The 18,834-nt window shown below is 72.9% G+C and carries 16 protein-coding genes; 9 read left to right on the forward strand and 7 right to left on the reverse strand.

The window, feature by feature from the left end; genetic code table 11:
• The first annotated feature begins 206 nt into the window (after positions 1 to 206).
• From SZN_RS01415 to hemB, 5 genes are all read left to right on the forward strand, one after another.
• A complete protein-coding gene (locus tag SZN_RS01415; protein WP_043727421.1) occupies positions 207 to 983 on the forward strand; it encodes a redox-sensing transcriptional repressor Rex in 777 nt (258 codons plus the stop codon).
• Complete coding sequence (locus SZN_RS01420; RefSeq protein WP_007490824.1) at positions 980 to 2,695, forward strand: glutamyl-tRNA reductase; 1,716 nt, start codon at positions 980 to 982, stop codon at positions 2,693 to 2,695. The genes SZN_RS01415 and SZN_RS01420 overlap by 4 nt, the downstream gene beginning before the upstream one ends.
• Entirely contained in the window at positions 2,692 to 3,651 is a 960-nt protein-coding gene (hemC, locus tag SZN_RS01425; protein WP_007490825.1) for a hydroxymethylbilane synthase, read from the forward strand. The genes SZN_RS01420 and hemC overlap by 4 nt, the downstream gene beginning before the upstream one ends.
• Complete coding sequence (locus tag SZN_RS01430) at positions 3,648 to 5,351, forward strand: bifunctional uroporphyrinogen-III C-methyltransferase/uroporphyrinogen-III synthase (protein ID WP_007490826.1); 1,704 nt, start codon at positions 3,648 to 3,650, stop codon at positions 5,349 to 5,351. The genes hemC and SZN_RS01430 overlap by 4 nt, the downstream gene beginning before the upstream one ends.
• Positions 5,352 to 5,464: 113 nt before the next feature.
• Positions 5,465 to 6,460: a porphobilinogen synthase gene (gene hemB / locus SZN_RS01435; protein WP_007490827.1), complete on the forward strand. Its 996-nt coding sequence runs from the start codon at positions 5,465 to 5,467 to the stop codon at positions 6,458 to 6,460.
• A 16-nt stretch (positions 6,461 to 6,476) separates the two neighbouring features.
• Here hemB and SZN_RS01440 read toward each other — a convergent pair whose 3' ends face one another.
• Positions 6,477 to 6,707 (reverse strand): hypothetical protein, encoded by a 231-nt coding sequence (locus SZN_RS01440; protein ID WP_007490828.1) that lies wholly within the window; start codon positions 6,705 to 6,707, stop codon positions 6,477 to 6,479.
• Between the two features lie 188 nt (positions 6,708 to 6,895).
• Here SZN_RS01440 and SZN_RS01445 point away from each other — a divergent pair, with 188 nt between their 5' ends.
• Positions 6,896 to 7,726 (forward strand): arylamine N-acetyltransferase family protein, encoded by an 831-nt coding sequence (locus SZN_RS01445; RefSeq protein ID WP_007490829.1) that lies wholly within the window; start codon positions 6,896 to 6,898, stop codon positions 7,724 to 7,726.
• Between the two features lie 173 nt (positions 7,727 to 7,899).
• Here the strand turns inward: SZN_RS01445 and SZN_RS01450 are convergent, their stop codons facing one another.
• Together SZN_RS01450 and argS are read right to left on the reverse strand one after the other, a co-directional pair.
• Positions 7,900 to 8,679 carry a DUF4253 domain-containing protein gene (locus tag SZN_RS01450; protein WP_007490830.1) on the reverse strand — a complete coding sequence of 260 codons (780 nt, stop codon included), beginning with the start codon at positions 8,677 to 8,679 and terminating at the stop codon, positions 7,900 to 7,902.
• A 93-nt stretch (positions 8,680 to 8,772) separates the two neighbouring features.
• Entirely contained in the window at positions 8,773 to 10,527 is a 1,755-nt protein-coding gene (argS, locus tag SZN_RS01455) for an arginine--tRNA ligase (RefSeq protein WP_007490832.1), read from the reverse strand.
• A gap of 144 nt (positions 10,528 to 10,671) precedes the next feature.
• On the opposite strand from argS, the gene lysS reads away from it, so the two are divergent.
• Entirely contained in the window at positions 10,672 to 12,411 is a 1,740-nt protein-coding gene (gene lysS, locus SZN_RS01460; protein WP_007490834.1) for a lysine--tRNA ligase, read from the forward strand.
• A 152-nt stretch (positions 12,412 to 12,563) separates the two neighbouring features.
• Here lysS and SZN_RS01465 read toward each other — a convergent pair whose 3' ends face one another.
• From SZN_RS01465 to SZN_RS01475, 3 genes are all read right to left on the reverse strand, one after another.
• On the reverse strand, positions 12,564 to 13,946 hold the full coding sequence (locus SZN_RS01465) for a DUF2637 domain-containing protein (RefSeq protein WP_043727427.1): 1,383 nt from the start codon (positions 13,944 to 13,946) through the stop codon (positions 12,564 to 12,566).
• A gap of 166 nt (positions 13,947 to 14,112) precedes the next feature.
• Positions 14,113 to 15,000: a DUF3558 family protein gene (locus SZN_RS01470; protein ID WP_007490838.1), complete on the reverse strand. Its 888-nt coding sequence runs from the start codon at positions 14,998 to 15,000 to the stop codon at positions 14,113 to 14,115.
• 137 nt (positions 15,001 to 15,137) lie between these two features.
• Positions 15,138 to 15,995 (reverse strand): hypothetical protein, encoded by an 858-nt coding sequence (locus SZN_RS01475; RefSeq protein ID WP_007490840.1) that lies wholly within the window; start codon positions 15,993 to 15,995, stop codon positions 15,138 to 15,140.
• A 218-nt stretch (positions 15,996 to 16,213) separates the two neighbouring features.
• Here SZN_RS01475 and SZN_RS01480 point away from each other — a divergent pair, with 218 nt between their 5' ends.
• Complete coding sequence (locus SZN_RS01480; protein WP_007490842.1) at positions 16,214 to 17,407, forward strand: RtcB family protein; 1,194 nt, start codon at positions 16,214 to 16,216, stop codon at positions 17,405 to 17,407.
• A gap of 68 nt (positions 17,408 to 17,475) precedes the next feature.
• On the opposite strand, the gene SZN_RS01485 is transcribed toward SZN_RS01480, so the two are convergent.
• Entirely contained in the window at positions 17,476 to 18,252 is a 777-nt protein-coding gene (locus SZN_RS01485; protein WP_007490843.1) for an SDR family NAD(P)-dependent oxidoreductase, read from the reverse strand.
• A 73-nt stretch (positions 18,253 to 18,325) separates the two neighbouring features.
• Here SZN_RS01485 and SZN_RS01490 point away from each other — a divergent pair, with 73 nt between their 5' ends.
• Positions 18,326 to 18,772 carry a TIGR03086 family metal-binding protein gene (locus SZN_RS01490; RefSeq protein ID WP_007490845.1) on the forward strand — a complete coding sequence of 149 codons (447 nt, stop codon included), beginning with the start codon at positions 18,326 to 18,328 and terminating at the stop codon, positions 18,770 to 18,772.
• Positions 18,773 to 18,834: the final 62 nt, after the last annotated feature.

The following is an 18,834-nucleotide window of genomic DNA, read 5'->3' on the forward strand; positions in this document are numbered from 1 at the left end:
TTTTGCCCCCAAGAGTTGAGGAACGATGGTGCGTGTGCGCCAGTTCCGCACGTCTGCGCCGGGTGTGCGTGAGCCCGGTCACGTTGGGCGGGCAAATCGGACACCATCTTTGTGCACGCGTTCACAAAGACATAGCCTCTAGGCGACGGGGCGGTCATCTAGGGACGTGTGACCGCCTACAGCCCCGCTCTACCCGCAGGAGCACCGTGGCAACTGGCCGAACACACCGACCGGCGACCCGCAGCCGAGGCATTCCCGAGGCCACCGTCGCCCGGCTTCCGCTGTACCTCCGAGCCCTCACGGCGCTCTCGGAGCGCTCGGTGCCCACCGTCTCCTCCGAGGAACTCGCCGCCGCCGCCGGGGTCAACTCCGCGAAGCTGCGCAAGGACTTCTCCTACCTCGGCTCCTACGGGACCCGCGGGGTGGGCTACGACGTCGAGTATCTCGTGTACCAGATCTCCCGTGAACTCGGCCTCACCCAGGACTGGCCGGTAGTGATCGTCGGCATCGGAAACCTCGGCGCCGCCCTCGCCAACTACGGCGGGTTCGCCTCCCGCGGCTTCCGCGTCGCGGCCCTCATCGACGCCGACCCGGCCATGGCCGGCAAGCCCGTCGCGGGCATCCCCGTGCAGCACGCCGACGAACTGGAGAGGATCATCCAGGACAACGGCGTGTCCATCGGCGTCATCGCCACCCCCGCCGGAGCCGCCCAGGCCGTCTGCGACCGGCTCGTGGGCGCCGGCGTCACGTCCATCCTGAACTTCGCGCCGACCGTGCTGACCGTCCCCGACGGCGTCGACGTGCGCAAGGTCGACCTCTCCATCGAGCTGCAGATCCTCGCGTTCCACGAGCAGCGCAAGGCGGGCGAGGAGGCCCACGCCGACGGCGCCGGACCGGCCGCCGCACGCCGTACCGGCACCGGCTCCGACGCCTCCGCCGACCAGGGACCGGACGGGGACGTACCCGCGGTGATGCCGGCATGAGTCTGCTCGTCGTGGGGCTGAGCCACCGCAGCGCCCCGGTCAGCGTCCTGGAGCGCGCCGCGCTGAGCGCGGACGCCCAGGTCAAGCTGGTGCAGGACACCGTCGCCGCCGAGCCGGCCACCGAGGCCGCCGTGCTGGCCACCTGCAACCGCATCGAGCTGTACGCCGACGTGGACAAGTTCCACGCCGGTGTCGCCGAGCTGTCCACGCTGCTCGCCCAGCACAGCGGGGTGGGCCTCGACGAGCTCACGCCGTACCTCTACGTCCACTACGAGGACCGGGCCGTCCACCATCTCTTCTCGGTGGCCTGCGGACTGGACTCGATGGTCGTCGGCGAGGGGCAGATCCTCGGCCAGATCAAGGACTCCCTCGCCAGGGCCCAGGAGCTGCACAGCGCCGGACGCCTGCTGAACGACCTGTTCCAGCAGGCCCTGCGGGTCGGCAAGCGCGCCCACTTCGAGACCGGCATCGACCGCGCCGGGCAGTCCCTGGTCACCTTCGGCCTGCAGCAGCTCGCCGACGGCGCGGACGTCGCGACCTGGGCCCGCGGCCGGAAGGCGCTGGTCATCGGCGCCGGATCGATGTCCTCCCTGGCCGCCGCCACCCTCGCGCGGGCCGGTGTCGCCGAGGTGGTCATCGCCAACCGCACCCCGGACCGCGCCGAGCGCCTCGCCGAGATCATCAGCGAGGGCGACGACACGGACGTGCCCGCCCGCGCGGTACCGATGGACGCGGTACCGGTCGAGCTGACACGTGCCGACATCGCCGTCTCCTGCACCGGTGCGACGGGTCTCGTCCTCACCGCCGAGGACATCGCCGCCGCCGTCGAGGGCCGCGGCGGCCGCTCCGCCGCCCGTCCCGCGGAGAAGGCTCCCGCCGCCCGCACGAGCGCCGAGGACACCGGAACCCGCCGGGTGCTGCCGCCTGCCGCCGACGAGAACTGCCCGCTGGACCTCACCGCCACCACCGTGCAGGGAGGTTTTTCCGTGCACGGGGAGGCCGCCGTCGCCGGCCTGGACGCGGCCGCCCTGGAGCAGCACGCGGCGTGGGCGGCCGGCGGCGCCGTCGACCGCCGCGAGGCGGCCCGCCGCGGCCCCGAGACCGACGCCGACCTGATCACCGCGCTCGCCGCGACCGCCGCCACCGTCGGCCGCGTCCCCGAGCGGCGCAAGCCCGAGCCGGCCGCCGAGACGCCGCGCCCCGAGCCGGTCCTCGCCCTGCTCGACCTCGCCATGCCGCGCGACGTCGACGCGGCCGTGCACCGGCTGGCCGGAGTGCGGCTGGTCGACATCGAGTCCCTCGCGGAAGCCTCCGCGGACGCCCCCATGGCGGCCGACGTCGACCAGGTCCGCCGTATCGTCGCCGACGAGGTCGCCGCCTTCGGGGCGGCGCTGCGGGCCGCGCACATCACGCCGACCGTCGTCGCGCTGCGCGCGATGGCCGCGGACGTCGTGGCGAACGAGATCGCCCGGCTGGAGGGCCGGCTCCCGGCCCTCGACGACAAGCACCGCGGCGAGATCACGCAGACCGTCCGGCGCGTGGTCGACAAGCTGCTGCACGCCCCGACCGTCCGGGTCAAGCAGCTCGCGGCCGAGCCCGGCGGCGCCGGGTACGCGGACGCCCTGCGGACCCTGTTCGACCTCGACCAGGACACGGTGGCCGCCGTCTCCCGGGCCGAGGACGGTACCGAGAAGAACCGAGACCCACGATGACCCAGCAGGCACTACGGCTCGGCACCCGGCGCAGTCGGCTCGCCATGGCCCAGTCGGGGCAGGTCGCCGACGCCGTGAGCCGGACGACCGGGCGCCCCGTCGAACTCGTCGAGATCACCACGTACGGCGACGTCTCGCGCGAGGCGCTGGCGCAGATCGGCGGCACCGGCGTGTTCGTCACCGCCCTGCGCGACGCCCTGCTCGGCGGCGAGATCGACTTCGCCGTGCACTCGCTGAAGGATCTGCCCACCACGCAGCCCGAGGAGCTGGCCCTGGCGGCCGTCCCCGAGCGGGAGGACCCGCGCGACGTGATCGTCGCCCGCGAGGCCCTGAAGCTCACCGACCTGCCGCGCGGCGCGCGCGTCGGCACCGGTTCACCGCGCCGGACGGCGCAGCTGAACGCGTACGCGCGCGGCCACGGCCTCGACATCGAGATGGTCCCGATCCGCGGCAACGTCGACACCCGGATCCGGTACGTGCGCGACGGCGGGCTCGACGCGGTGGTGCTGGCCGCGGCCGGCCTGAGCCGCATCGGCCGCCTCGACGAGGTGACCGACTTCCTGTCGGTCGACACAGTTCTGCCCGCCCCCGGCCAGGGGGCCCTGGCGGTCGAGTGCTCCGCGGGCAACGCGGACCTCGTCGCCGCGCTCGGTGAACTCGACGACCCGTTCACACGGATCGCCGTCACCGCCGAGCGGTCCCTGCTCGCCGCCCTGGAAGCCGGCTGCTCCGCCCCCGTGGGCGCGCTGGCCGACATCCTGGTCGGCGGGCAGGTTGTCAAGGAAATGCGCCTGCGCGGCGTCGTCGGCACGACCGACGGCACGCGGATGGTGCAGCTGTCCACCACCGGTCCCGTGCCCGAGACGCACGACCGAGCGCTGACGCTCGGTCGCGAACTCGCCTCCGAGATGCTTGCCCAGGGCGCGGCCGGTCTGATGGGGGAGCGAGCACAGTGAGCCCCACCACTCTTCCCGCCGGCCTCGAACACGGGCACGTCACCTTCCTGGGTGCCGGACCCGGGGATCCGGGACTGCTGACCCTGCGCGCCGTCGAGGCGCTGGCGCACGCGGACGTCCTCGTCGCCGAGCACGAGGTGCTCGACGTCGTCCGGACGCACGCGCGGCCCGGCGTCTCGCTCGTGGACACGGAGGCCGGTCCGGCGCCGGACCCGCTTCCGGGCACGAACACGCCCCGGCCGACGCCGGTTGACGGCGCGTCAAGGAGCGCTGGGTCACCCGCGGTGCGGGATGCCGCACATCTTGTCATGGAGGCCGCGAGGGGCGGCAGGCGGGTCGTGCGCGCGGTGTCCGGGGATCCCGGGCTCGACGCGTACGCCGCCGAGGAGATGCTGGCGTGCGCCGCGGCCGGTGTGCCGTTCGAGGTCGTGCCCGGGGTGGCGGCCGCGGTGGGGGTGCCCGCCTACGCCGGGGTGCCGCTGCGCGACGCCCAGGGCACGGACGTGCGGTTCGTCGACGCGCGGACCGCCTCGGACCGCTGCTGGACCGAGGTCGGGGCGTCCGACGGCACCGTCGTCGTCTCCACGACGCTGGACTGCGTCGCCGCGGCGGCCGGTGAGCTGGTCTCCGCGGGCCGCAAGCCCGACACCCCGATGACGGTCACCGTCGCCGGCACCACCACCCGCCAGCGGACCTGGACGGCGACCCTGGGCACCATCGCCCAGACGCTGAAGCAGGCCAAGGTGCTGCCCTCGCCCGAGGGCGCGCGGCCGGTGATAGCCGTGGTCGGTGAGCGTTCCGCACCCGCCCAGCGCGACCAGCTCTCGTGGTTCGAGTCCAAGCCGCTGTTCGGCTGGAAGGTCCTCGTGCCGCGCACGAAGGAGCAGGCGGCCTCGCTCTCCGACCAGCTGCGGTCCTACGGCGCCGTACCGCACGAGGTGCCCACGATCGCCGTCGAGCCGCCGCGCACGCCGCAGCAGATGGAGCGGGCCGTCAAGGGACTGGTGACCGGCCGCTACGAGTGGATCGCCTTCACCTCCGTCAACGCCGTCAAGGCGGTGCGGGAGAAGTTCGAGGAGTACGGGCTCGACGCCCGCGCCTTCGCGGGGATCAAGGTCGCCGCGGTGGGCGAGCAGACGGCCGGGGCGCTCATCGCCTTCGGCGTGAAGCCCGACCTCGTGCCGAGCGGCGAGCAGTCGGCCGCCGGGCTGCTGGAGGACTGGCCGCCCTACGACCCGGTGTTCGACCCGATCGACCGGGTGTTCCTGCCGCGGGCCGACATCGCCACCGAGACCCTGGTCGCCGGGCTCATCGAGCTGGGCTGGGAGGTCGACGACGTCACCGCCTACCGGACCGTGCGGGCCTCGCCGCCTCCGGCGGAGACCCGGGAGGCGATCAAGGGCGGCGGCTTCGACGCGGTGCTCTTCACCTCCTCCTCCACCGTGCGCAACCTCGTCGGCATCGCCGGCAAGCCGCACAACGTGACGGTGATCGCCTGCATCGGTCCGGCGACCGCCAAGACCGCCGAGGAGCACGGGCTGCGGGTGGACGTCATGGCCCCCGAGCCGTCCGTGCTGAGGCTGGCCGAGGCGCTGGCCGACTTCGGCACGCGGCGCCGCACCGCCGCGCTGGACGCCGGGGACGCGGTGACCCGGCCGAGCGAGCGCAGGCCGGGAGCCCGGCGGCGCCGCGCGACCTGAGCACAGCCGTACGAAACGGCGCGGGCGGGCCCGCCTCCGGACGATCCGGGGGCGGGCCCGTCCCGACTCCGCGTCGGCAAAGGGGCTGCCGGGGCGGGCGTAGCGTAGACGGCATGACGACGTACGGATCCTTCCCCGGTACGCGGCCCCGGCGTCTGCGGACCACCCCCGTCATGCGGCGCATGGTCGCCGAGACCCGGTTGCACCCGGCCGACTTCATCCTCCCGGCGTTCGTGCGCGAGGGGGTCCGCGAGCCGGTGCCGATCAGCTCCATGCCGGGCGTGGTCCAGCACACGCGGGACAGCCTGAAGAAGGCGGCGCTGGAGGCCGTGGAGGCCGGGGTCTCCGGGATCATGCTCTTCGGCGTGCCCGAGGAGGGCAAGAAGGACGCGTACGGCACCCCGGGCACCGACCCCGACGGCATCCTCCAGGTCGCGCTGCGGGACGTGCGGGCCGAGGTCGGCGACGACCTCCTCGTCATGTCCGACCTGTGCCTGGACGAGACCACCGACCACGGGCACTGCGGTGTGCTGGACGAGCACGGGCGCGTCGACAACGACGCCACGCTGGAGCGGTACGCCGAGATGGCCCAGGTCCAGGCCGACGCCGGGGCCCACGTCGTGGGACCCAGCGGGATGATGGACGGGCAGATCGGCGTCGTCCGCGACGCGCTCGACCAGATCGGGCGCGAGGACGTGGCGATCCTCGCCTACACCGTCAAGTACGCCTCCGCCTTCTACGGGCCCTTCCGGGAGGCCGTCGGCTCCTCGCTGCGCGGCGACCGCAGGACCTATCAGCAGGACCCGGCCAACGCGCGGGAGTCGCTGCGCGAGCTGGCGCTCGATCTGGAGGAGGGCGCCGACATGGTGATGGTCAAGCCGGCCGGGCCCTACCTCGACATCCTGGCCCGGGTCGCCGACGCGGTGGACGTGCCCGTCGTCGCGTATCAGATCTCCGGTGAGTACTCCATGATCGAGGCCGCCGCCGAGAAGGGCTGGATCGACCGGGACCGGGCGATCTTCGAGGCGCTGACCGGCATCAAGCGGGCCGGGGCGCGCACGATCCTCACGTACTGGGCCACGGAGGCCGCGCGGAAGCTGGGCCGCTGACGGGAGTCGGGGCCGCTCACCTCGCGGCGGTGGACCGCGGGGTGGTGCGGGTGGTGGCCGGGTCGGCCGGGTTGGCCGTGGGGGGCGCGGGCGGTGTGACGGTGGGGCTGGTCGGGGTCGACGGGCCCTCGTCGCGCAGGCCCTTGCCGTCCTCGCACCCGGTGAGCGCGAGTGCGGCGGCCGCCAGCAGCGCGGCGGTCAGCAGCCGGGCGCGGCGGCGCGGGACGGGGGGTGCGGACGCGGACATGGTGCGGCCCTCTCCTTGGCTGGGGTTCCGGGGTGCGCACCAGCCTGCTCGATCATCTGGCCGCTGGGCCAGTCCTGGCCGGTGGATTCGGGACGGCCCCGTCGTGGGACGGGCTCTGAGCTGCGGAGATCTCCTGGTTCGGGGAGGCGTTGTGGGACGGGGCGGGGTGTTCCTTTTAGGGTGGGGCCATGTTCGACACTCCGGGGTTCGAGCTCGACGCGTACTTGGGGCGGATCGGGTGGGAGGGGGAGCGGGCGGCTGATGCGGCGACTCTGCGGGGTGTGCATCTGGCGCACCTGCGGGGCATCCCCTTCGAGAACCTGGACGCCCTGCGCCGTGTCGCCCCCTCGCTCGCTCCGGCCGATCTGATGGCCAAGCTGGTGCGCGGTCGGCGCGGCGGCTACTGCTACGAGCACAACACCCTGTTCGCCTGCGCCCTGGAGGAGCTGGGCTTCGGGGTGGCCCGGCTGGGCGCCCGGGTCGTCGTGGGGGCCGACCGTATCGAGAGCCGTCCGCGCACCCACATGGCGCTGCTCGTGCGGGTCCCCGGCGACGCGCGGCCCTACCTCGCGGACGTCGGATTCGGCGCGCTCGGTGCCCTGCTGGAGCCGGTGCCGCTCACCGTGGGCGCCGAGTTCCAGGGCGCCGGACGGCGGCACCGGCTGGTCCACGTCCCGCACGACGGGCCGCTGCCGCTGTGGCTGCTCCAGGCCCACGACCGGGCGACGGACCGGTGGGAGGGGCAGTACGCCTTCACCCTGGAGCCGTTCGAGCAGCCCGACTTCGAGGTCGTCAACTGGCACATCGCCACGAATCCGCGCTCACCCTTCACCCAGCGCCTGTTCGTCCGGCACCTCAGCGCCGAACGCCATCTGCTGCTGCACGGCGCCCTGCTCACCGAGACCCGTGCGGACGGGAGCGTCCTGGAGCGGACGGTGACGGGGGAGGAGCGGGCGCGGCTTCTGCTGGCCGAGGAGTTCGGGATCGACACGCCCGCCGGGATGCGGCTGCTGCCCTAGGCCCTGTCTGGAGTTCCCCGTCTGCCTCGCGACGCCTGGCACGGCACCTCGACGCACGGAGCCGAATCATCCAAGTACATCCAGTACGAGGACGATCCGGCCGCACGCCGATGCACCACACCAGACGTCGCGAGGCCGCCCTTCGGGCGACGACGGGGAACTCCAGACAGGACCTAGTCCCACCAGAAGTGCCAGGCCGGTTGGCCGAGGAGTCGGGTCTCGGCGTAGGCGCGGACGTCGTCGCCGCTCTGGAGGATGTTGTCCGGGCAGAACGCGAAGTGCTCGGCGGCGATCGCCTCGGCCTGTGCCGGGGTGGCCGACGGGGACGCCACCGAGACCAGCAGGTGGTCGAAGCCGAGTGCCACCACCCGTATGCCGAAGCGGTCCTCCCAGGAGCGGAGCACCGCGCACAGGCGGGCGGTGTCCCCCTCGTGGTTGGCCGGGCCGCCCCAGCCGATCACCGCCGGGACGTCCGCGCTGCGGCGGGCCGGTACCAGGGCGAGCCGGGGCTCCCGGAGCAGGCTGCCCGCGGCGAGCAGGGAGTCCGCGATGTCGGCGGCGGTCGTGTCCGGCAGGCCGGCGAGGTCCTCGGGGGCGCTCTCGGCCCGCCCCGGCCAGTCCTCGCCGCTCTCCCCGGCGGCGTACTCCTCCCAGAGCTCGGCGAGCACCTCGTCCGGGTCGTGGTCGCCCGGGTAGGACATCGCTCCCGGCATCAGGTCCCAGGTGTCCGGGCCGCCGTGGGGGCCGTCCGCCTCGATGAGGACCGGCAGCAGGCCGGCCGTGCGGAGGGCCGGGGCCAGTGCGGACCAGGCGCCGGGCTTCGCCGGCTCGTCCGCGAGCCACAGCAGTGGCTCGTGCCACGGTCCGTCGGCCGTCGCGTCGACCAACCGGCCGGGCGGGAGCGGCAGTCCGAGGGCGGCCAGCCTCGGAAGCGCGTTCGGGAGTGTCGCCATGCCGGTGACTTTAAGGGGTGGCACCGACAACGGGCGGCGCGTGAGCCGGTTCGGGCCCGTCCTTCCCCCCGGGGCGGACGGGCCCGGCCCCGGTCAGAGGCGCTCGGGTGTGCGGATGCCCAGCAGGGCCATGCCGCGGTGCAGTGTCCGGGCCGTCAGGTCGCACAGGAACAGGCGGTTCTCCACCTGCTCGGGCGTCTCGGCCTTCAGCACCGGGCACTTGTCGTAGAACGAGGTGTACAGCGAGGCCAGTTGGTACAGGTACGCCGCCAGCCTGTGCGGGGCGTACTCCGCGGCCGCCTCGAAGACCGTGTCCCCGAACGCGTCCAGGTGCAGGCCCAACGCCCTTTCCGCGGGGTGCAGTTCGAGTTCCGGGTGGGCGAGCGGTCCGGTGTCGCCCGCCTTGCGCAGGATCGACTGGATCCGGGCGTAGGCGTACTGGAGGTAGACGGAGGTGTCGCCGTTCAGCGAGACCATCTGGTCGAGGTCGAACTTGTAGTCGCGGTTCGGCGACGTCGACAGGTCCGCGTACTTCACGGCGCCGATGCCGACCTGCGCGGCCCGCTCCCGGATCTCGTCCTCGGTGAGGTCCCGGGCCTTCTCCCGGACCACCCCGGCCGCCCGCTGGACCGCCTCGTCCAGCAGGTCCTCCAGCCGGACGGTCTCGCCCTCACGGGTCTTGAACGGCTTGCCGTCCGCGCCGAGCACCGTGCCGTAGCCCATGTTGTGCGCGGTGACGCCGTCGTTCAGCCAGCCGGCCCGGCGGGCCGTCTCGAAGACCATCCGGAAGTGCAGCGACTGGCGGACGTCCACCACGTACAGCAGGGTCGTCGCGTGCAGGTCGAGGACGCGGTTGCGGATGGCGGTCAGGTCGGAGGCCGCGTAGCCGAAGCCGCCGTCGGCCTTCTGCACGATCAGCGGCACCGGCTGGTCGTCCTTGCCGCGGATGTCGTCGAAGAAGACCACGAGCGCGCCCTCGGAGCGCACCGCGACGCCCTTCTCCTCCAGGAGCCGGGCGGTCTCGGGCATGCCCTCGTTGTACGCGGACTCGCCGACGATCTCCTCGTCGCGGATCTCCATGTCCAGCTTCTCGAAGACGGAGGAGAAGTAGACCTTCGACTCGTCCACGAACTGCTGCCACAGTTCGAGGGTCTCCTTGTCGCCGGACTGCAGGGCGACGACCCGCTTGCGGGCCCGCTCCTTGAACTCCTCGTCGGTGTCGAAGACCGCACGCGACGCCTTGTACACCCGGTTCAGGTTGCTCATCGCCTGCTCGCCGTCGACCTCGGCCGCGGGGGCCAGCTCGCCGGGGTGCTCGAACAGGTACTGGATGAGCATGCCGAACTGGGTGCCCCAGTCGCCGATGTGGTGCCGGCCGATCGTCGTCTCGCCGGTGAAGTCGAGCATGCCGCGCAGCGCGTCGCCGATGACCGCCGACCGCAGATGGCCGACGTGCATCTCCTTGGCCACGTTCGGCTGGGCGTAGTCGACGACCGTGATGCCCGCGTCCCGCTTCAGGGGGACGCCCAGACGCTCGCCGTCGGCGTGCCGCGCGGCGAGGTTCGCGGTGATCGCCCGGTCGGCGACGGTGATGTTGAGGAACCCGGGGCCGGAGACCTCGACGTCGGCGATCACGTCACCGGTGACGATGTGGCCGACGACCTCCGCCGCCAGCTCCCGCGGGTTCGCCCTGCTCTGCTTGGCGAGTGCCAGGATCCCGTTGGCCTGGAAGTCGGCCCGGTCGCTGCGGCGCAGCAGCGGGTCGGCGTCGGCCTGCGGCCGGGCGGCCGACAGGGCGTCCGCGAGACGCTGCTGGACGTGAGCGGTGAGCGACGTGACCGAGGTCATGGGATGGATGCCGTTCTCCTCGTGAGGATCGATGGACACGGTCAGTATCCCATGGGGGGTAAAGCGGTTTTCCCGGGCGGGACGCCGTCTGGGAGAATGGTGCGCCGGCCGCCGACCGTACGGCTGCCCCGGAGAAAGAAGGACGTGCCGATCGTGGCTCAGAGCACCGAGACCACCGACTGGGTCTCCCGTTTCGCGGATGAGGTCATCGAGGAGTCGGAGCGTCGGGCCCCGGGCAAACCGGTCGTCGTCGCGTCGGGGCTCTCCCCCTCCGGACCCGTCCACCTCGGCAACCTGCGCGAGGTCATGACCCCGCACCTGGTCGCCGACGAGATCCGGCGGCGCGGGCACCAGGTCCGGCATCTGATCTCCTGGGACGACTTCGACCGCTACCGCAAGGTGCCGGCCGGTGTCGCCGGGGTCGACGAGTCGTGGGCAGAGCACATCGGCAAGCCGCTGACCTCGGTCCCGGCGCCGAAGGGCTCGTCCTTCCCGAACTGGGCCGAGCACTTCAAGGCCGCCATGGTCGAGGCGCTCACCGAACTGGGCGTCGCGTTCGACGGGATCAGCCAGACGGCGCAGTACACCGCCGGCGCCTACCGCGAGCAGATCCTGCACGCCATGAGGCACCGCGCCGACATCGACGCCGTGCTCGCCCAGTACCGGACCAGGCCCAAGCCCGCCAAGCAGCAGCAGAAGCAGGTCGACGAGGCCGAGCTGGAGGCCGCGGAGGGCTCGGGCGCCGCCGCCGAGGACGACGGCTCCTCCGGCGCGGGCGGGTACTTCCCGTACAAGCCGTTCTGCGGCAACTGCGAGAAGGACCTGACGACGGTCACCTCGTACGACGACGACACCACCGAGCTGACGTACACCTGCGACGCGTGCGGCTTCTCCGAGACCGTCCGCCTCAACGAGTTCAACCGCGGCAAGCTGGTCTGGAAGGTCGACTGGCCCATGCGGTGGGCGTACGAGGGCGTCGTGTTCGAGCCCAGCGGTGTCGACCACTCCTCGCCCGGGTCGTCCTTCCAGGTCGGCGGGCAGATCGTCGGGATCTTCGGCGGCGAGCGGCCCATCGGCCCGATGTACGCCTTCGTCGGCATCAGCGGCATGGCCAAGATGTCCTCCTCGCGCGGTGGCGTGCCCACGCCCTCCGACGCGCTGAAGATCATGGAGCCGCAGCTGCTGCGCTGGCTCTACGCCCGCCGCCGCCCCAACCAGTCCTTCAAGATCGCCTTCGACCAGGAGATCCAGCGGCTCTACGACGAGTGGGACAAGCTCGACGCGAAGGTCGCCGACGGCTCCGCGCTGCCGGCCGACGCCGCCGCGCACTCCCGTGCCGTGCGCACCGCCGCCGGTGAACTGCCGCGCACCGCCCGCCCGTTGCCGTACCGGACGCTCGCGTCCGTCGCGGACATCACCGCCGGGCACCAGGACCAGGCGCTGCGGATCCTCTCCGAGCTCGACCCGGAGAACCCGCTCGCCTCGCTGGACGAGGCCCGCCCGCGGTTCGACAAGGCCGAGGCGTGGATCAACACCCAGGTCCCCGCCGACCAGCGCACCGTCGTGCGCGAGGAGCCCGACGGCGAGCTGCTGAAGTCCCTCGACGAGGCGTCCCGGGAGTCCCTGCGGCTGCTGCTCGACGGACTCGCCGGGCACTGGTCGCTCGACGGGCTCACCCACCTCGTGTACGGGGTGCCCAAGGTGCAGGCCGGATTCTCCGCGGACGCCACGCCCAAGGAGCTGCCGGCCGAGATCAAGACGGCGCAGCGGACGTTCTTCGCCCTGCTGTACCGCCTGCTGGTCAGCCGGGACACCGGTCCGCGCCTGCCGACGCTGCTGCTGGCGGTGGGGCAGGAGCGGGTGCGGCTGCTGCTCGGTCCGTGACGGGCGCCGGACACTGAAGAGCTCAAGACCTGAAGACCTGAAGAAGGGGCCCTCCGTGCGGAGGGCCCCTTCCGCGTGCCGGGGGCGCGGCGTGTCGCCTCCGGGACGACGCGGGGTGCGCGGCCCCGGGCGGGGGCACGGGGCGTGCGCCCTCAGGCGATGTGGTCCTCCTCCAGCTCCGCCGAGTGGCGGTTCTGGAAGCGCTCGGCGAGGGTCTTCAGCTCGCTGGGGCTCAGCGTCTTGCCGTACGTGGCCTGGATGTTGTCGCCCAGGACCCGCGGCGTCGGGTAGCTGCCGTCGATCGACTGCCGGAACACCTGGTAGAACTCCTCCTCCGCCGGCTCCGGACGCTCCGGCGGGCCGCCTCCCCCGCCCAGCCGGCGGGTGCGGTTGCCGGTCACCGGGATCGGGAAGGTCCCGGTGTCCTCCGGGGACGGCTCCCGGACGGGGGGCTCCTCCTGGTACTGGTCCTGGTACTGCTCCGCCCGGACCTGCTCCTGGTACCACTCCTCGTAGTGCTCCTGGGGGTCGTACGAGGGGTTGTAGGAGCCGTGGTACTCGCCCACCCGGCGCGGGGTGTTGAACCAGTCCTGCACCGGGGCGTCCTGCGCGGGGGCGGGGGCGGGGGCGGGGGCGGGGCCGCCGACCAGTTCGGGGCGCTGCTCGCCCGGGGACGCCGTGCGCTGCTGCGGGAAGGGCAGCGGACCGGCGGGCGCGGTCGCCGGTGCCGCGACGGGCACGGTCTCCGCGACGGGCGCGGCCTCCGCCACGGTCTCCGCCACGGTCTCCGCCACGGGCGCCGCGTCCAGCGCCTGCTGGGCGTTCACCGCCGGAAGCACCGCCGGCTCGATGCCCGCCGCCGCGAGGCCCGCCGGGGCCGTCTGCGCCAGGGGGACGCCGTAGCGGGCCAGCCGCAGCGGCATCAGCGACTCCACCGGGGCCTTGCGCCGCCACGCCCGGCCGAAGCGCGAGCGCAGCCGCGCCTGGTACACCAGGCGCTCCTGCTCCAGCTTGATGACCTGCTCGTAGGAGCGCAGCTCCCACAGCTTCATCCGGCGCCACAGCAGGAACGTCGGCACGGGGGAGAGCAGCCAGCGCGTCATGCGCACGCCCTCCATGTGCTTGTCGGCCGTGATGTCGGCCATCCGGCCGATCGCGTGGCGGGCCGCCTCCACCGACACCACGAACAGCACCGGGATCACGGCGTGCATGCCCACGCCCAGCGGGTCGGGCCAGGCCGCCGCGCCGTTGAAGGCGATCGTCGCGGCCGTCAGCAGCCACGCGGTCTGGCGCAGCAGCGGGAACGGGATACGAATCCACGTCAGCAGCAGATCCAGCGCCAGCAGGACGCAGATGCCCGCGTCGATGCCGATCGGGAAGACGTAGCTGAAGTTCCCGAAGCCCTTCTGGAGGGCCAGCTCGCGCACGGCGGCGTAGGAACCGGCGAAGCCGATGCCGGCGATGATCACGGCGCCGAACACGACCACGCCGATGAGAACGCGGTGTGTCCGAGTCAGCTCTGGTTGGGCGGCCACCCGTACTCCCCTCCCCTTGCGTGTTGTTGCGCGCAACAGGGTGGCACATCTGTGCGGGGTGCGTTCGCCTGTACGGCCCGAGCCCGGCCCCGGACCGGGGCCGGGCTCGTTCAACAAGCCTGGCTGAGCTGCTGGTTGTGACGCAGCGGGGCGACAGGTGTGACAGTCAGCTCTTCTTCGGCGCAGAGGGGGACGGGGAGGCCGACTTGGAGGCCGGCGCCTTCTTCGACGGGTCCGCCGACGCGGACTTCGAGGGGGCGCCGCCCGGTGTGCCCGCGCCGGCCCCGCCGTTGGCGCGCGCGACCGAGGCCGCCGCCTCCTTCGCCGCCACGCGGGCGAGCTTGTCCAGCGCCTCCGCGCTCGGCGTCTTCTCCCCGGCCAGACCGGCGCCGTTGTAGTCGAGCGTGATGACCACGTTCTCGGCGCGGGCCACCACCGTCTCCTGCTTGAAGGCGCCTTCCTTCTTCTTCAGGTCGTAGCGCACGGCCGTCGCCGCCGAGCCCACGCCGGTGACCGGATCGGCCTTCGTGTTCTTGGCCCCGGGCACCGAACGGGCGTCGCTCACCTGCGTGTCGTAGTACTCCTGCGCCAGCTTCTCGCCCGAGCCGCGCGCGGAGTCCGACTCGAAGCGCAGCAGGGAGATGTTGAGCCAGCGGAACTGCGAGCCCTTCACACCGTTGTTGTCCAGGCTGCTCCAGGAGCAGGAGGCACGCGTCGACGGGTCGTCCGACGAGCCCTTCTTGCCGGACTCGGCCTTCGGCGCCAGGTCCTCCAGCGTCTTCTTCGGCAGCACCTTGCACGCGTCGGGCAGGGCCGCGTAGGCGGCCGCCTGCACGGTCGGCGACGGCTGCGCCGAAGTCTTCTGCGCCGACGGCGTGCCGCCGCTGCCGGCGTCGGCGGCCTTGTCGCCCGAACCGGAGTCCGAGGAGCATCCCGCCGCCACCAGCATCACGGGGACGGCGGCCGCGCAGACAAGGGCGCGGCGCAGGCCCTTGGCCCGCTGCTCGCGCTGGTCACGCCGGTCATGCTGGTCTCGCTCTGCTGCTCGCTGCATGGTTCCTTCACTCATGACTGCATTCGTGGTTCCTGCGGTCGGATCGGGGTCCGAGGGGCCACGGTACGCGGTGAAGAAGCTGTGTGGTCTCGTTTCGATTACGTCGCACACGGGCGCAACAGGGCGTGCGGCAGGCCCTAGTCGCTCAGCGCGTCCGCCAGTCGCGCGGCCAGTTTCCGGGCCCTGTCCTGCATTTCCTCGCTGTCCGGAACCGCGCCGAGGGTCGCGGGCTGCTCGTCGTACGCGATCGTCACGATGACGTTGGACGTGCGGAACGCCACAGTCACCTTGCGCTGCTGGGCCGTCGAACCGGAGCCGCCGAGCTCGTCGTCGAGGAACGCCTCGTCGCCGAGGTCGTCCAGCACGCGCGGCTGGAGCGCCGCGGGGGTGGCGCCCGTGCCGGGGGAGCCGGAGGACGAGGCGGCGGACCCGGACGGGGACTCCGGAGGGGACGCCGAGGACGAACCCGGCGCGGACGCCGAGGAGGACGCCGAGGACGACGGCGACGGCGAGTCCCCGGCGCTCCCGCCCGCCGAACTCGCGGGCGCCGGAAGGTCGGCCGCCTCCCGGCGCGTCGCGAACAGCTCCTGCGCCTGCGTGTCGTCGCTGACCGCCCTGTCGTACGACACCACGCGCTCCAGGTCCACGAGGAGGAGGTCGGTGGCCTGCGCCGACTCCACCTTCCAGCGGCAGCCGACCTTGCGGTCGGTGTCGTAGGTCAGCGTCGGTGTGCCCTCGTACGCCTTCTCGCGCTGCTCGTCGTCGGTGAGCCGCCGGATGCCGGGCAGCAGCGAGTCGAGCGCCTCCTGGCCCACCGCCCCGCACGCCTCGGGCAGGGTCTGGTAGCGGCCGGGCTCGGCGGTCGCGGTGGCGGTGCCCGCGTCGCCCGGATTGGCGTCGTCGGTCGTGCCGCTGTCGTCGGAGCTGCCGGTGCAGCCGGCCAGCAGGGCCGCGAGGAGGGCGGCGACGCCGGAAACGTAGGCCTTCCGCTGCACGGTCAGGCTCCTCTCGACGGTGCGGGGTGGGTGGGCGCGTCTGTTCGGATCTCCAGTGTCCCCGCTGGTTATTCGCTTGCCGCGCGGGGGCGCCCCCTGGAGACAATGTGTATCGCACGCACTGCCGTGGACGCCGGTCCGCTGTCCCTTTTCTTCGACCCTGGCGCCGGTTTTGCGATTGACGACGTGTGTAGGTTTTCCAGGGGATCGAGGGCGATATGTCGTACGTGGAGATGCCGGGCGCGAAGGTACCCATCCGTCTGTGGGCCGACCCGGCGACGATCGAGCAGTCCGCGCTCCAGCAGCTGCGGAACGTCGCGACCCTGCCGTGGATCGAGGGCCTCGCCGTGATGCCGGACGTGCACTACGGCAAGGGCGCGACCGTCGGGTCCGTCATCGCGATGCGGGACGCCGTGTGCCCCGCGGCGGTGGGCGTGGACATCGGCTGCGGGATGTCGGCGGTCCGGACCTCCCTGACGGCCGACGACCTGCCGGGGGACCTGTCCCGGCTGCGCTCGAAGATCGAGCAGGCCATCCCGGTCGGGCGCGGGATGCACGACGACCCGGTCGACCCGGGCCGGCTGCACGGCTTCCCGCAGGCCGGATGGGACCACTTCTGGGGGCGGTTCGACGGGGTCGCCGAGGCGGTGAGGTTCCGTCAGGAGCGCGCGGGCCGGCAGATGGGCTCGCTCGGCTCGGGCAACCACTTCGTGGAGGTCTGCACCGACACGGCCGGTGCCGTCTGGCTGATGCTGCACTCCGGTTCCCGCAACATCGGCAAGGAGCTGGCCGAGCACCACATCGGCATCGCCCGCGGGCTGCCGCACAACCAGGGCCTGGTCGACCGCGACCTCGCCGTCTTCGTGGCGGACACCCCGCAGATGGCGGCGTACCGCAACGACCTGTTCTGGGCGCAGGAGTACGCCAGGTACAACCGGTCGATCATGATGGCGCTCCTGAAGGACGTGGTCCGGCGGGAGTTCAAGAAGGCCGGGCCGGCCTTCGAGGCGGAGATCAGCGCGCACCACAACTACGTGGCCGAGGAGCGCTACGACGGGATGGACCTGCTCGTCACCCGCAAGGGCGCGATCCGGGCCGGCTCCGGCGAGTTCGGCATCATCCCGGGCTCCATGGGCACCGGTTCGTACATCGTGAAGGGCCTCGGCAACGAGAAGTCCTTCAACTCCGCGTCCCACGGCGCGGGTCGGCGCATGAGCCGCAGCGCGGCCAAGCGCCGCTTCACGACCAGGGACCTGGAGGAGCAGACGCGGGGCGTGGAGTGCCGCAAGGACTCCGGTGTCGTGGACGAGATCCCGGGCGCCTACAAGCCGATCGAGCAGGTCATCGACCGGCAGCGGGACCTCGTGGAGGTCGTGGCCAAGCTGAAGCAGGTCGTCTGCGTGAAGGGCTGAGCGGGGCGGGAGGCGGGCCCGGCCGTACGCGGGCCCGCCTCCCGCCCCCGTGCGCCCCGGGGCGTCCTTCAGAGCTCCCGGTGCACCTTCGTGTTGGATGCCTGGGCACGGGGGCGGACGACCAGCAGGTCGATGTTGACGTGGCTCGGGCGGGTGACCGCCCAGGTGATGGTGTCGGCGACGTCGTCGGCGGTCAGCGGCTCGGCCACGCCCGCGTAGACCTTGGCGGCCTTGTCGGCGTCGCCGCCGAAGCGGGTCAGGGCGAACTCCTCGGTGCGCACCATGCCGGGCGCGACCTCGACCACGCGCACCGGGCGGCCCACGATCTCCAGGCGCAGCGTCTCGGCGAGGACATGGGCGCCGTGCTTGGCGGCGACGTAGCCGGCGCCGCCCTCGTAGGTGGAGTGGGCGGCCGTGGAGGAGACCACGACGACCGTGCCGTCGCCGCTCGCCTCCAGGGCGGGCAGCAGGGCCTGGGTGAGGTTCAGGGTGCCGAGGACGTTCGTCTCGTACATCGTGCGCCAGTCGGCCGGGTCGCCGGTGGCCACCGGGTCGGCGCCCAGCGCGCCGCCCGCGTTGTTGACGAGGACGCCGATGGTCCGGAAGGCCGTGGCGAACTCGTCCACCGCGGCGCGGTCCGTGACGTCCAGCGGGTAGGCGGTGGCCGCGTGGCCCGCGGCCTGGATCTCCTCGGCGAGCCGCTCGACGCGGTCCTTGCGGCGGGCGGTGAGGACCACGCGGTAGCCGGCCGCGGCGAGTTGCCTGGCCGTGGCGGCCCCGATGCCGCTGCTCGCACCGGTCACGACGGCGATGCGGGAGGCGGCGGACGGCGCGGCGGTGGACATGGCTGCTCCTGGTGCGTGGGTGGGGCGGGGACCGTCCGGCCAGGATAGGCGGACGGCCGGCGCCCTCTTCCAGATGGTCGCGCAGTTCCAGCGGCTGGCGGCGAAGGAGTCGTCCGACTTCGGGGGGACGCCGGACGCGGTGGCCGCCGGGCCGGACTGGCGGGAGCGGTTCGCGGCCGAGGCGGACCTGCTGGTGGCGGCCTGGTCCGCGCCCGGCGCGGAGGAGGGCAGGACCGGCGGGATGGACCTGCCCGCGCGGCTCGTCGGCTCCATGGCGCTGCTGGATCTGACCGTGCACGGATGGGACCTGGCGCGGGCGACGGGCCAGGGCGATCCCGGTGCCGACGAGGCGGTCGTCGCGGAGCTGACGGCGGCGGTGGCGGAGCTGGCGCCCACGGCCCGGAAGATGGGCGTCTTCGGGGAGCCGGTGCCCGAGCGGGCGGGGGCCTCGGGGTTCGAGCGGCTGCTCGCGCGCACCGGAAGGGATGTGACCGCAGTAACGCGATCGGTAGGGGCGTGACCGGTAGGGACGCGATCGGTAGGGACGTGACCGCAGGGACGCGACCGGTAGGGACGTGACCG

The organism is Streptomyces zinciresistens K42 (genome assembly GCF_000225525.1).
Taxonomy (GTDB): domain Bacteria; phylum Actinomycetota; class Actinomycetes; order Streptomycetales; family Streptomycetaceae; genus Streptomyces; species Streptomyces zinciresistens.